12 protein-coding genes are annotated in these 12,775 nt (G+C 64.8%); 1 reads left to right on the forward strand and 11 read right to left on the reverse strand.

All coding sequences use genetic code 11. The features are described from left to right. Positions 1 to 16 precede the first annotated feature (16 nt). The 7 genes from XW59_RS26480 to XW59_RS26510 are packed head-to-tail and all read right to left on the reverse strand — an operon-like array spanning position 17 to position 7,813. On the reverse strand, positions 17 to 883 hold the full coding sequence (locus tag XW59_RS26480) for an ABC transporter permease (RefSeq protein ID WP_047148405.1): 867 nt from the start codon (positions 881 to 883) through the stop codon (positions 17 to 19). Then, positions 880 to 1,827: an ABC transporter permease gene (locus XW59_RS26485; RefSeq protein ID WP_047148406.1), complete on the reverse strand. Its 948-nt coding sequence runs from the start codon at positions 1,825 to 1,827 to the stop codon at positions 880 to 882. Before XW59_RS26485 ends, XW59_RS26480 begins: the two co-directional genes overlap by 4 nt. Before the next feature lie 41 nt (positions 1,828 to 1,868). Beyond that, positions 1,869 to 3,365: an ABC transporter substrate-binding protein gene (locus XW59_RS26490; RefSeq protein WP_047148407.1), complete on the reverse strand. Its 1,497-nt coding sequence runs from the start codon at positions 3,363 to 3,365 to the stop codon at positions 1,869 to 1,871. A 53-nt stretch (positions 3,366 to 3,418) separates the two neighbouring features. Further along, a complete protein-coding gene (locus XW59_RS26495) occupies positions 3,419 to 4,915 on the reverse strand; it encodes an ABC transporter substrate-binding protein (RefSeq protein ID WP_047148408.1) in 1,497 nt (498 codons plus the stop codon). Continuing rightward, positions 4,912 to 6,048: an oligopeptide/dipeptide ABC transporter ATP-binding protein gene (locus XW59_RS26500; RefSeq protein ID WP_047148409.1), complete on the reverse strand. Its 1,137-nt coding sequence runs from the start codon at positions 6,046 to 6,048 to the stop codon at positions 4,912 to 4,914. The genes XW59_RS26495 and XW59_RS26500 overlap by 4 nt, the downstream gene beginning before the upstream one ends. After that, positions 6,045 to 7,088, reverse strand: a complete 1,044-nt coding sequence (locus XW59_RS26505; protein ID WP_047148410.1) for an ABC transporter ATP-binding protein — start codon at positions 7,086 to 7,088, stop codon at positions 6,045 to 6,047. The genes XW59_RS26500 and XW59_RS26505 overlap by 4 nt, the downstream gene beginning before the upstream one ends. Then, positions 7,085 to 7,813, reverse strand: coding sequence for an FCD domain-containing protein (locus XW59_RS26510; RefSeq protein WP_206077758.1), 729 nt, complete (start codon positions 7,811 to 7,813; stop codon positions 7,085 to 7,087). Before XW59_RS26510 ends, XW59_RS26505 begins: the two co-directional genes overlap by 4 nt. A gap of 282 nt (positions 7,814 to 8,095) precedes the next feature. On the opposite strand from XW59_RS26510, the gene XW59_RS26515 reads away from it, so the two are divergent. Then, positions 8,096 to 9,358: a hypothetical protein gene (locus XW59_RS26515; protein ID WP_047148412.1), complete on the forward strand. Its 1,263-nt coding sequence runs from the start codon at positions 8,096 to 8,098 to the stop codon at positions 9,356 to 9,358. Here the strand turns inward: XW59_RS26515 and XW59_RS26520 are convergent, their stop codons facing one another. From XW59_RS26520 to XW59_RS26535, 4 genes are all read right to left on the reverse strand, one after another. Next, positions 9,359 to 9,946 (reverse strand): hypothetical protein, encoded by a 588-nt coding sequence (locus XW59_RS26520; protein WP_047148413.1) that lies wholly within the window; start codon positions 9,944 to 9,946, stop codon positions 9,359 to 9,361. Further along, the gene (locus XW59_RS26525) at positions 9,933 to 10,535 is read right to left on the reverse strand and encodes a hypothetical protein (protein WP_047148414.1); all 603 of its coding nucleotides are present in this window, start codon (positions 10,533 to 10,535) and stop codon (positions 9,933 to 9,935) included. Before XW59_RS26525 ends, XW59_RS26520 begins: the two co-directional genes overlap by 14 nt. Next, positions 10,532 to 11,110: a hypothetical protein gene (locus XW59_RS26530; protein WP_047148415.1), complete on the reverse strand. Its 579-nt coding sequence runs from the start codon at positions 11,108 to 11,110 to the stop codon at positions 10,532 to 10,534. Before XW59_RS26530 ends, XW59_RS26525 begins: the two co-directional genes overlap by 4 nt. Before the next feature lie 106 nt (positions 11,111 to 11,216). After that, on the reverse strand, positions 11,217 to 12,713 hold the full coding sequence (locus XW59_RS26535) for a glycosyl transferase family protein (RefSeq protein ID WP_052958498.1): 1,497 nt from the start codon (positions 12,711 to 12,713) through the stop codon (positions 11,217 to 11,219). Positions 12,714 to 12,775 lie beyond the last annotated feature (62 nt).

Consider the following 12,775-nt stretch of genomic DNA (forward strand, 5'->3'; position numbering starts at 1 on the left):
CTGCGTTCTCCGTAAACTAATGATCGCGAGGGTCGAGCGCGTCGCGCAGGCCGTCGCCGAGAAGGTTGAAGCCGAGCACGACCAGGAAGATCGCTCCGCCGGGGAAGACGGACATCCACGGCGCCTGCGTCATGAAGTTCTTGGCGGTGTTCAGCATGGAACCCCATGAAGGGTTCGGCGGCTGCTGGCCGAGACCGAGGAAGGAGAGGCTCGCCTCGGCGATGATCGCCGTCGCGATGGTGATCGTCGCCTGCACCACGATCGGCGGCAGCACGTTGGGGAAGATGTAACGGGTCATGATGAGGACGTTCGGCAAGCCGATGGCGCGCGCGCCTTCGACATAGTCCTCGGTCTTGACCGAGAGCGCCTGACCGCGCGTCAGGCGAATGAAGATCGGCGTCGCCGAAAGACCGATGGCGATCATCGCATTGGTGAGGCTCGGCCCGAGGAAGGCCGCAAGCGCGATCGCGAGGATGAGGAAGGGGATCGCCAGAAGCGCTTCCGTCACCCGCGACACCGCCGCGTCGATCCAGCCTCCATAGAAGCCGGCGAGCAGGCCGAAGGGCACGCCGACGAGGACGGCGATCGCGACCGAGATCACGCCGGCCATCAGCGAGGCGCGCGAGCCGAAGAGCATGCGCGAATAGATGTCGCGGCCGAGCTCGTCGGTGCCCAGCCAGAATTCGGCCGAGGGCGCCTTCCTGATGGCCGTGAAGCTGGTCTGGAACGGGTCGTGGGTGGCGAAGAGGGGCGCGCCGATCGCCAGGAGCACGAAGATGACGACAAGCACGCCGCCCAAGACGGCGCTGCGGTTGGCCATGAACTTGCTCGCCGCGCGCCCGAGTTTGCGCCTTGGCGCGATCGCCTCTGCCTGCACGCTCATCGCGGATGCCTCAGACGTGGATTGATGAGGATGTAGAGTATGTCGGCCACCAGGTTCATGAAGATGAAGCCCACGGCCGTGCAGAGCACGACGCCCTGGACCACGGCATAGTCGCGGGTGAAGACGGCGTCGACGATGAGCTTGCCGAAGCCGGGAATGGTGAAGACCTGCTCCGTCAACACCGCGCCGGCGAGCAGTTCGCCGAAGAGCAGCGTCGAGAGCGTGACGATCGGCATCAGCGCGTTGCGCAGCGCATGTTTCAGGATGACGGATTTCGGTAGCAGGCCCTTGGCGCGCGCGGTGCGGATGTAGTCCGACGACAGCACCCCGAGCATGGCGGAGCGCGTGTGGCGCATGAGATAGGCCGCAAGTGCCGTGGCCAGCACGAAGGACGGCATCAGCATCGTGCGCAACGACTGTATCGGGTCGACCGACAAGGGCACGTAGCCGGAAGCCGGCAGCAGCCGCCATTGCACCGAAACGATCATGATCAGGATGATGCCGAGCCAGAAATTTGGGATCGACATTCCCGAAAGCGCGACCGCGTTGGCGGCGTAGTCGGTCGGCGTTCCCTTCCTGACCGCCGAAAGCACGCCGGCGGGGATGCCGATCAGCATCGCCATTATGATCGCCATGACTGCAAGCTGCAGCGTGACGGGAAGTTTTTGCGCGATCAGGGTGGAGACGGGCACGCCGGTGCGGATCGACTGACCGAAATCGCCCTGGAGGACGTTGCCCAGCCAAAAGAAATACTGGACGTAGAAGGGGTCGTCGAAGCGGTACTTTTCGCGCAGATAGGCCAGCACCTCCGGGTCGCGTTCCTCGCCGGCGATCGTCAGCAGCGGATCGCCGGGAAGGATTTTCTGCAGCCCGAAGACGATGAGCGACACCAGGATCAGCGTCGGGATCGCGACCAGCACACGCCTGCCGATAATGTTGAGCATCTTGCCTGCCTATTCCGCTCGACGACCCCGACCAGCTTCGATCATTGCGCCAGCTTGACGCCCTTCAGGCGCACCATGCCGTCGGGCGAGGGCGCGAAGCCTTCCACCTTGTTCGACAGGACGAACGGCCAGGGCTGGTGATAGACGTAGATGATCGGCAGATCGTCCTGCAGGATCGCCTGCGCCTTCTCGTAAAGCTCCTGTCTGGCTTCCACGTCCGGGGTCTCGCGCGCCTCGTCGAGCAGCTTGTCGACCTCCTCGTTGCAATAGTCGGAATCGTTCAGCGTGCCCTCGCAGGTGACGAACTGGTGCAAATTGCCGTCGGGGTCGACGCGGCCCGACCAGCCGATCTGCGCGGCCTGATAGTTGCCGGCCTGCATTTCCTGCTGCATCGAGGCGAACTCGGTCGGCCGCAGGCTGATGTCGAAACCGGCCTCGCTCGCCATCGCCTGGATCAGCTCGTTGGTCGCCATGGCGGTGGTGTTGTTGCCGAAGACGAGCTCGAAGGAGACACGCTCGACACCGGCTTCGGCAAGCAGCGCCTTGGCGCGTTCGACGTCGCGCGTCACCACCGGAAATTCTGGGCTGTTATAGGGGCTGGCGGGCGGGAAGGGCTGCTGGGCCGGCTCGAACAGGCCGTTTCCGACGACCTCGTTGATGATGTCGCGGCCGATGGCGAGCTGGAATGCCTGACGGACGCGCTTGTCCTTGCCGAGCGGATTGTCGGCGCGCGGATTGGCGCCGGTGTTGATGGTGATGCCCTGGTAGCCGAGGCCGGGAATGGGCATGAACTGCAGGTTGGCGTCGTCGCGCACGGATGCGGCGTCGGACGGGTTCAGGCGTTCCAGCATGTCGAGGTCGCCGGCGCGCAAATTGGCGAGCCGCACGGTGGAATCCGGAATCGGCTGGAAGACGAGCCGGTCGAAATGGAATTCGTCCGCGTCGCGGTAGTCGGCGAATTTTTCGAGCACGATACGGTCATTCTGCACCCGGCTTACGAATTTGTAGGGGCCGGAGCAGACCGGATTGGTGCCGATGTCGGTTTCGAAGGTGGCCGGCGACAGCATCATGCCGGCGCGGTCGGAAAGCTGCGCCAGCAAGGTCGCGTCCGGTTGGGAAAGATTGAGCGCGACGGTGAATTCGTCGACCACCTCCACACTATCGACCGAGGCGAGCTCGCTGCGGCGAAGGCTATCGGGAAGCGTGCGAGCGCGATCGATATTGGCCTTCGCGGCCTCCGCGTCGAACTTCGATCCGTCATGGAAAACGACGTCGTCGCGCAGCTTGAAGGTCAGCGTCTTGTTCTCGTTGCTCCAAGCCCACTCGGTTGCAAGCTGAGGCTGGAAGTTCAGTTTCGGATCGATGTCGACCAGCTTGTCGCAGAGCGAGGTGAAGACGATGCGGCCGACGAACGTGCGTGCCCTGTGCGGATCGAGCACGTCCGGATCTTCCTGAAGCCCGATGCGGAAGTCCTGGGCGGAGGCCGAGGATATGGCCAGGATTGTCGTCGTCAGCAGTGCGGCGAGATATGTCTTCATTTTGCGGTTCCCCTTTATTTGTTGTCCCGGCCGGAAAACCGGCCGGGTATCGGTCATTCTGCCAAAGTGACGTCCGCCAGGCGGATCATGCCGTCAGGATAGGCGCGGAAGCCTTCCAGCCCCGCCTTGTGGGCGAAGGGCCACGGCAGGTAGAAGAGGTAGATGACCGGCATGTCCTCCTGCAAAATTGCCTGCGCTTCGTCATAGAGCTTCTTGCGAGCCGCCTGGTCGGTGACGGTGCGCGCTTCGTTGAGCAGGCGGTCGATCTCCTCGTTGCAATATTTCGCGTCGTTCAGCCCGCCTTCGCAGGTGACGTACTGGTGGATGTTGCCGTCGGGATCGACGCGCCCGGACCAGCCGGACTGTCCGACCTGGAAGTCGCCGCTCTGCAGGACCGACTGGAGGGCGGCGAACTCGGTCGGACGCAGGCTGATGTCGAAGCCGACCTCGGCGCCCATCGCCTGCACCAGTTCGAACACCTGCTGCATGATGGTGTTGTTGCCGTAGGTCAGCTCGAAGGCGACGCGCTCCTGGCCGGTTTCGGCGATCAGCGCCTTGGCGCGCTCCACGTCGCGGCCGCGCGAGCCGATCTCCTCGTTATAGGCGAAGCTCGCCGGCGGAAATGCCTGCAGCGCGGGCTGGTAGGTGCCGGCGCCGACGACCTGGTTGAGCACATCACGGTCGATCGCCAGGTCGAGAGCCTGCCGCAGCCGCTTGTCCTTGCCGAGCGGATTGTCCGCCTTGGCCCCGTTGGCGATGTTGACCTCGATCGCCTGATAGCCGAGGCCGGTGACCGAGGCGAGCTTGATCGAGGCATCGCCCTCGACGGTCGCGAGATCGGACGGAGCCACGCGCTCGATCATGTCGACATCGCCCGCCCGCAGATTGGCAAGCCGCACCGTGGCGTCGGGGATGGGCACGAAGGTGACGCGGTCGAACTGATATTTGTCGGCGTTCCAGTGCTCGGCGAATTTCTCGAGCACGATGCGGTCGTTCTGCACGCGCTCGACGAATTTGTAGGGACCGGAGCAGACCGGTCGCTGGCCGGTATCGCCCTCGAAGGAGGCCGGCGACATCAGCATGCCGGCGCGGTCGGTGAGCTGGGCAAGAAGGGCGGCATCGGGCTGGGACAGCTTGATCGTCAGCGTGGTCGCATCGACCACCGCGATTTCCGAGATCGAAGCGATCTCGCTCTTGCGCAGGCTTTCGGCATCGGTACGCGCGCGGTCGAGATTGGCTTTGACCGCCGCGGCGTCGATCGGCGCGCCGTCATGGAAGGTCGCTCCTTCGCGCAGCTTCATGGTGAGCAGGGTGCCGTCGTCGTTCCAGCTCCATTCGGTGGCGATCTGCGGAATGATGTTCAGCTTCTCGTCGATGTCGACCAGTTTGTCGCAGAGCGAGGTGAAGACGATGCGGCCGACGAAGGTGCGGGCACGGTGCGGGTCGAGGACATCCGGATCGTCCTGAAGAGCGATCCGGAGGTCCGCCGCCGATGCCGAGGCGGTTGCCAGCAGCAAGGCGCCGAGGGCTGCCGTCACGAGCTTTTTCATGGTTGTCCTCCTGTGGGATTGTGATGGGGGGCGGCCTGTTCCGCCTTGCGCGTCTGATAGGTCCGATAGAGTTCGAGCCGCATGTCGAGCGTCGCGCTCGCCAGCGGCGGGTCGCCCGGGTGCTCCGCCGCCGCCTGTATCTCGCGCCAGAAATGGCACGCGACGCTGCGGCCTTCTCCTACGGGCTCCAGCGGGGGATGTTCCTCCGAGCATCTGGGTCGTGCGTGCGGGCAGCGCGTATGGAAGCGGCAACCCGAGGGCAGCGCGGTCGGGTTCGGAACGTCGCCCTGCAAGAGCTGACGCTCGGTACGCCCTTGCGGCACGGGCGAGGGGATCGCCTGCAGGAGGGCCTGCGTATAAGGGTGCAGCGGCTTTTCGTAGAGCGGATCGACGTCGGAAAGCTCGACGATCTCGCCGAGATACATCACCGCGACGCGATCGCTCATGTGGCGGATCACGGCGAGGTCGTGCGCCACGATCACCAGGGTCAATCCGAACCGCCCCTTCAGATCCTCGAGCAGGTTGATGACCTGCGCCTGGATCGAAACATCGAGCGCCGAGACGGGTTCATCGCCGATGATGAGCTTGGGTTCGCCCGCGAGCGCCCGGGCGATGCCGATGCGCTGGCGCTGGCCGCCGGAAAACTCGTGCGGATAGCGGTCCGCATATTCGGGGCGCAGTCCGACGGTGCGAAGGAGCTCGGCGACCCTGGCGTTGACCTCGCGGCCACGCGCCAGCCCGTGCAGGCGGATCGGCTCGGCGATGATGGCGCCGACCGTCATGCGTGGATTGAGCGAGGCGAACGGGTCCTGAAAGATGATCTGGAGATCGCGGCGCAGCCGGCGCATCTCCTTCGCCCCGAGCCTGGTGATGTCCTGTCCCTGATAGAGGATTTCGCCCTCGCTCGGCTCCAGCAGCCGCAGCAGCAACCGGCCGAGCGTGGACTTGCCGCACCCGGATTCGCCGACGATGGCGAAGGTCTCGCCCTTCCTTATGGCGAGCGAGACGTCGTTGACCGCGTGCACGACGGGCGAGGATTCGAAGAAGCCGCCGCGCCCGCCGAACCGCTTGGAAAGGCTGTGGCCTTCCAGAATGATGTCGACGCCTGCCGGTGCGCGGGATGCCTCGCTCATCGGCGCGCCTCCATTTTCTGTTCGAGAGGGGCGTACCAGCAGGCCGCCTCGTGTCCGGCGCCAAGCTCGGCCAGCGGCGGTGCCTCGTCGAAACAGCGGCGGTCGGCGAAGGGGCAGCGCGGCGCGAAGCGGCAGCCCTTCGGCATCAGCTCGAGCGGCGGCACGGCTCCCTTGATCGTGGCGAGCCGGCCCTGCCGCCGGCCGAGCGACGGAACCGAGCCGAACAGGCCGATCGTGTAGGGATGTTGCGGATCGTTGAAGATCGCGTAGGCGGGACCCTGCTCGACGATGCGTCCGGCATACATGACCGCGACATGGTCGGCGACCTCGGCCACGACGCCGAGATCATGGGTGATCATGATCATCGCCGTGCCGGTTTCGCGCTGGATCTGCTTGATGAGGGCCAGGATTTGCGCCTGGATGGTGACGTCGAGCGCCGTGGTCGGCTCGTCGGCGATCAGCAATTGCGGGCGGTTGGCGAGCGCCATGGCGATCATCACGCGTTGGCGCATGCCGCCCGACATCTGGTGCGGATAGGCGTCGAGACGCTTCTCGGCGGCGGGCAGGCGCACCCATTCCAGCATTTCCAGCGCCTGCCGCCGGGCCTGCGCCTTGGAGACCTTGCGGTGGCGGAGAATGCCTTCGATGATCTGGTCGCCGATGGTGAAGGCGGGGTTCAGCGACGTCATCGGCTCCTGGAAGATCATCGCGATCTCGTTGCCGCGCAGGTCGGCCCGCGCGCGCTCCGGCATGGCGAAGAGGTCGTGTCCGCCGAACGTCGCCGTGCCGGAGAGTATCCGCGCGGGCGGCGAGGGCAGCAGGCCCATCAGCGCGAGGGAGGTGACGCTCTTGCCGCAGCCGGATTCGCCGACGAGGCAAAGCGTCTTGCCGCGCTCCACCGAGAACGACACGCCTTCGATGAGGTTCGCCGGCGCATTCGCTGAGAAGGTGAGGGAGAAATTCTCAACCGCAAGAGCCGGGGCGGCAGCATCGACGTCTTGTGCCCGCAATTGCCGCGTCGACGCGATCGAGACCGTCATGCCACCTCTCCGCGAGTTTCGGCTTCGGCCGTCAGATCGTTCGCCGCTTCCCCATTGCCCAGGACGATCGACTGCAGGTTGGCGTTGATCGCGCTCAGATGCTGGCTCATCGCCCGTTCCGCCGCGGCGCCGTCGCGCCTGGCGATGGCCGAGACGATCGCCTCATGTTCCTGAAAGGATTTGCCGCGTCGCTCCACGGTGCGCGCCATGGCGCGTAGCCTGCGCCAGTCCGGCTCCTGCCGAATCCGTTGCACCACGTCAAAAAGGGCGAGCAAAAGTCCGTTGCCGGCGCATTCGGCGATGCGGCGATGAAACGCGCTGTCCCACAACTCCCAGCCGTCATCGTCCCCCGCGGTCGCCGTCTTCTGGGCAAGCCGTTCCAGCGAGGCGATGTCGTCGGCGGAACAGCGCAGGGCCGCCATGCGCGCCAGCGCCGGCTCCATCTGCATCCGCGCCTCCATCACCTCCGAGGGATTTGTGCGCTCGGCGAGATTGCCGAAGAATTGCGGCTGGATCGCGGGACGACGTCCGACAAAGGTTCCCTTGCCCTGCTGCCTCCAGACCAGACCCTCGGCCTCGATCACTTCCATCGCCCGGCGCACGGCTCGGCGGCCAAGGCCCATGGCAAGCGCTAGCTCGCGCTCGGGCGGCAATTGCCATTCCGCATCCTCCCGATGTTCGCGCACGAGCTGACGCAACCTCTCAAGCGCGATGGAGGAGTTCAATGTCGATCGTTCCGGCTTCAAGTTCCTGCCTCTGACGAGACCATTATTTTGATTGGTTCCCTTGGGGCATCCTTCGTTTATGGCGGGAACATGTCAAGCTGGAATCGAGGATAGGGGGCGTTTTCCGCCGCCCGCCGATACGGTCCTGGGGCGTCGTCTTCGTCGCCGTCTTGGATAAGCCGGCGGCGAGTTCCAGGGTCACCCGCAGATCGTGGCCGAACGCTTCAATTCAGGGTGGAAAACCATTAAAAGGCTTGCTGGGGGCATTGTGAGACGATTCGCATGCTCGCCGTTCTTGCCGCGCCGTTCGCGCTGACCTTCCGCCTCCTCTCCCGCTTTTGGCCGCAGCTCATTGCGATCCTGGTGGCGGGCAATCTGGCGCACGGGCTTCTCATGTCCTTCGCCGCGAGGATGGCCTTCGTCCATCAGATGGCGGGGCTTGCCCTTCTGACCCTGGTCGCGCTCGTGCAGCTCGTCATGACGGTCGCGATGTTCCAGGTGCTGCTCCCGGGGCTGCCAGGCATCCGCGCGGCGCAGGCGGAAGCGGCGGACGGCGGCGAAACAGGCGGCTCCGCGTTCGCCTCCATGGTGACGATCGCGCTCCTGCCGTTCTTCGCCTATTACGCGGCATGGGGGTTCCTCGGGGACACAGTGCGGCAATATTCGCGCGTCGTGCTCGACATGGTGCCTTTCGGCGAGCGCATGGTCGTGCTCGATTTCCTCGATTCCCGCTGGCTGTTCCTGTCGGTGGCGATCTCCTGGGCGATCAGGCGGCTCGCCAAGATGGCTCAGACACGCTCCACGTCTCCGTTCTGGCAAATCGTCGTCGTCATCTGCGAGACCAACTGGATCTTCGTCGGTCTCTACGTGATCAGCCGCTGGAAGGACCAATGGCTCGCCTGGGTGATGAGCCGCGAGTTCTGGAACTACTTCCAGGTGATGAGCGAGGGCTTGGTGTCCTCCGCCCATGCTGCCGCGACGATGGTGCCGGTCGAGATATCCTCGATCAGCCTGGTGACGACCTTGAACAATCTCTTCTGGTACATGATGCTGCCGGTGATCTGGCTGGTGATGACGGCGCTGATCTATGGCTACGACGTGCGCGACGACAACGAACTGAGGCGGATACATCGTCGTGTCGAGCAATTTGGCGAGCGCTACAAGGCGGTGCCGAAGTTCCTGCGCGACTTCGTCGAGCATTTCATCAACGGCTACCGCTCGCGTTACCTTCCGATCGCCAACGGCGTGCGCATCACGCTCAGTTCGGGCGTGCTGCTGATCGCGGCGCTGATCGTGGGCTATCGCTTCATCGACTGGGCGGCGGCATGGCTCTGGCTCGGCTCGACGCGCCTGATCGGGCCGCACGAACTCGACACGTGGCAAGTCCTTGCCAAAGGTGTGTCGCTGCTCTTCGGCAGTCCTTTCCAGGATTCCTCGACAGGAATTCTGATAGAGCCCGTACGGATCTGTTTTCTGGCGGCCGTGCTGGAATCGGCATTTTCGCTGCCGAAGCGGGTGACGGTGGCCCAGCCCGCCGGCGAATAGTCAGCCGGAGGGGCGCAGGTAGCGAAGATAATAGGGCCGTTCGCTGCCGAGGCCGAGCGTCGGCCGGATGGTGGCGACCGCATCTTCCGGCACGAGGAATGCTTCCCTGATCTTGAGCGTGTCGCCGGTCTTGGCGCCTGAAAAAACCGCGGAGTTGCAGGTCATCTGCTCATCGGAGGAAGGCAGCAGTCGGACGCTGGTCGGGAGCCACGAGCGGCCGCCGGCATCGACCAATGTTATCCTGCAGCCCATCCAAAGGCGCTCCAGGTCAGGATCGCCCACCTTTACCGTATAATCGACGAAGATGGGAACCGCGCCTTCGGGCAGGCGCAGGGAGCTCGTGTCGTTCAGCGTCGACATCGCCTCCAGACGCCAGTCGCTGCCGCCGAAGGTCACGTCGGTTCCGACCTTCGCGTCGCGGGCGATGAGATCGTTGCCGCGTAGCAGGAGGGAGACCTGATCGTAGCCTGAGAACGCAATCGCCGCCGGCAGCAAGATCGTCAGCGCCCAGAGCGAGCGACGGCGCCATTTTTTCTCGGCGGCACCCGTCTCGACCACGCCATGCTGCAACGTCTCAGCCGCGCTCATCGCTTCTTCCCTGTACCGGGCGATTCATGTCGTAGACGGGTATCACTGTTTCAGGCGTCCCGTCCGGCTTCAGATCCAGTTGGTCGAGCGCGACGCGCGCCTCGGAGTCCAGCGCGAAATAGGACCTGTTGGAAACGAGCAGGGTGGCGCCGTTCACCTGCGAGGGCGGAATCTCGAACACGAAACGCCCGCGCGCCGGCAGACCGGGCTCGACGGCGAGCGGAGGAAGGCCGGTCGCGTTGGAAAGACGTTTGGTGTGGTTATAGCGCAGTCCCGTCGGCCCCTGCCAGGTGGCCGAGCCGACGGTCGTGGAGGTCGTGCTCGCGCCCAGGCCAGTGGTGATAATCGCCCACAGGCCGCTCGTCGTCAGCGTTTTCTCCTCGCCGAACTCCTTGATGGCAAGTTCGTTCGCAAACTCCACCTTCTCGATCGTCACGTCGAAGAGCCGCGCCTCGACGTTTTCGCCCATGCTTCCATGGACGGGGATGGGGCCGATCAGGTCGGCATAGCGCGGCTTGGAGATCTGCATGCCGTAGCAGACAAGCGCGGCAAGCCCGATTATGCCGAGATTGGCGATGCGCCGCATCATGAGGCCGTCTCCGTTTCGACCGGCACGGTGACGCGGCCCAGCACATGCTCGTTGAACCAGCCGGGCGTGCCGTAGAGATTGTCGATCGGCTTGTAGATCTTCGATCTGATGGTGAGTGGCAGGCGGTCTGGCAGGTCGACCGTGTCCGGCACCATCCAGATATACGCGATGCGCTCTGTCATGCCGGGGTGAAGCTCCGGTGTCAGGTGCGGGTCACGCGTCAGGGCGACGAAGGACGCTTTGTCGGCCGAGATCGCCGGGTCGAGCGTGATCAGCGAGTGATAATCGCCGGTGGAGCTGGCGGTTCGGTTGGTCATCTCGGCCTCCACGACCAGGGCGCGGGTTCCTTCCGTGACGGGCATTCCGAATATGCGCTGATCGGTGACGACGAATGCGCGCAGCGGCACGACGATCCATTGACCGGTCTCGATCGGCTCGCCGCTGTCGAAGCTGGGAATTTCCGGTTCTTCCAGGGCTCCGAACGCCCCGAGCATTCCGGCCACCAATATCGCGGCGATCGTACCGGCGCCGATGGTGAACCAGGTCTTCATCCTGCTGCGAAAGGTGTCGAACATGGATCGCGTCCCGCTCTCCGAATCCATCACCGCCCCGCGGGTCCAGTCTAGGTGCTAAATCGACAAGATGGAACCAGGAGTTGCCGCCAACTTCCGCGAGCAACCGCTATCCCGCCTTCATCGTCCGTCCGGTCCAGGCTTTCGAGGCGCGTCCATGCGCTTCCTCATAGGGCAGTTCGGATCCGTCGATCGCCATGAAGCCCAGCGCGGCCGTTGCAACGATCGTTGCGGTCGCGCGCTCGTCCCGAACGGCGCCGGTCCACACCCCATGCCAATACTCCAGGCTTGAAAAGCCGGTCCGGCTGCCGCTTCTCACCCTGGATTCCTGGATCGCCGGCACCACGACGTCCCGCGGTTCGTTACCCGTCAGACAGGCCAGGCGCATGGCGCGAAACGGCGTAGCCTGCGCAACGTCGCGATTGGTCGTCACCGCCATCAGGCGCGGCCATCCGAGCATCGCGGCTGCGTCGCGATGCAAATGGCGCGAGGACGCCGTCGCCACTCCCAGCAGACTCGCCGGCGCGCCGAGCGGGTTGATGAGGTGCACGAGCAGGTTGAGGGGCGATCGCATCTCGAAAAGGCTGTAAAGGCCCACGAGCGCCTGCAGTTGCGGGTCGATAGCGGAGAGCGGCAGGAAGGCGATGGTCTGGCTTCGAAGCGTCTCGCGCGCCTCCTCCATGGAAAGGCATTGCGGAATGCCGGCAAGGCCTAGCGCGGTCGAGACCTGGCCCATGCCATGCCCGAAGCCGTGCAGCAGCACCCTGTGCCCGGCCTGAGCGACGAGCCGCGCGGCCAGAAGGAACCATGGCGGACTCGACATTCTCGGCGACAGATAGGCCGGCCAGTCGAGGTCGACCGCGCCCGAGCCCAAGGGCAGCGCGCCGGCATGACGGCGGGAAGACGCAACGAGGCCGGCCAGTTCGTCGGCGGTTATGCCGCGATAGTGCATCGCCACGAGCAGCGCGCCGATCTGCGTCGGATCGGCTTCGCCCTCGAGAATGATGCGAAATGCATCCTCGGCCTCGTCGGTGGTCAGCGGACGCGATCGGCCCGCGCCGGCACCAATGGTCGCGATGTGCCGGGCGAGCCTGTGCTTGGGCTCGGCATTTTCGTCTATCGCGGCCAGTCTTCGGGCGAAATCCTCCGGCAGCGGCTGGCCTTCGAGCAGGACGGTCGGCCGCATCGCCAGCGGCGGCGCCTGAAGGATGGGCCGGCGCGCCTCCTCCGGCCCGAAGCCGGCGCCTTGCTCTGGCTCGGCACGAATATTCGAAGGATCGATCAGCGCTTCCGCTTCCGCTGAAAGGGCGCGCAGCCTTTGCCGCAGCTTTTCGGCCAGCGGCGTCGGCAGCATGCCCTTGCCGGTGCGTATCACGATCGGATCGTCGTAGATCGCGCGAATCTGGCTGAGCAGTCGGCTCATCGCCGGCGCGCCGAGATCGAGCCGGGCAGCCGCCTGGGAGACGCTGCCTTCCACCAGCAGGGCATCGAGCGCGACGAGCAGCCTGAGCCGCGCCAGCGGAGAGGTCGGCAGGTCGGCGGCGTCCGCGAGATCTTCCGATTTCCGTTTCTTTTCCGACGAAGCGCGCGCGTTGGTCTTCACCATGCCCTCTCAAGTCGCGTGCCTTCCCGTCTTCGGGCGGGAGCAAATTGCGTTTTCCTGAATTT

This window comes from Aquamicrobium sp. LC103 (assembly GCF_001014615.2).
In the GTDB taxonomy this organism is placed as follows: domain Bacteria; phylum Pseudomonadota; class Alphaproteobacteria; order Rhizobiales; family Rhizobiaceae; genus LBCQ02.

Coding starts and splice junctions, on each gene's coding strand:
- XW59_RS26480 (WP_047148405.1), bottom strand. CDS start 883: ATGAGCGTGCAGGCAGAGGCGATCGCGCCAAGGCGCAAACTCGGGCGC.
- XW59_RS26485 (WP_047148406.1), bottom strand. CDS start 1,827: ATGCTCAACATTATCGGCAGGCGTGTGCTGGTCGCGATCCCGACGCTG.
- XW59_RS26490 (WP_047148407.1), bottom strand. CDS start 3,365: ATGAAGACATATCTCGCCGCACTGCTGACGACGACAATCCTGGCCATA.
- XW59_RS26495 (WP_047148408.1), bottom strand. CDS start 4,915: ATGAAAAAGCTCGTGACGGCAGCCCTCGGCGCCTTGCTGCTGGCAACC.
- XW59_RS26500 (WP_047148409.1), bottom strand. CDS start 6,048: ATGAGCGAGGCATCCCGCGCACCGGCAGGCGTCGACATCATTCTGGAA.
- XW59_RS26505 (WP_047148410.1), bottom strand. CDS start 7,088: ATGACGGTCTCGATCGCGTCGACGCGGCAATTGCGGGCACAAGACGTC.
- XW59_RS26515 (WP_047148412.1), top strand. CDS start 8,096: ATGCTCGCCGTTCTTGCCGCGCCGTTCGCGCTGACCTTCCGCCTCCTC.
- XW59_RS26520 (WP_047148413.1), bottom strand. CDS start 9,946: ATGAGCGCGGCTGAGACGTTGCAGCATGGCGTGGTCGAGACGGGTGCC.
- XW59_RS26525 (WP_047148414.1), bottom strand. CDS start 10,535: ATGATGCGGCGCATCGCCAATCTCGGCATAATCGGGCTTGCCGCGCTT.
- XW59_RS26530 (WP_047148415.1), bottom strand. CDS start 11,110: ATGTTCGACACCTTTCGCAGCAGGATGAAGACCTGGTTCACCATCGGC.
- XW59_RS26535 (WP_052958498.1), bottom strand. CDS start 12,713: ATGGTGAAGACCAACGCGCGCGCTTCGTCGGAAAAGAAACGGAAATCG.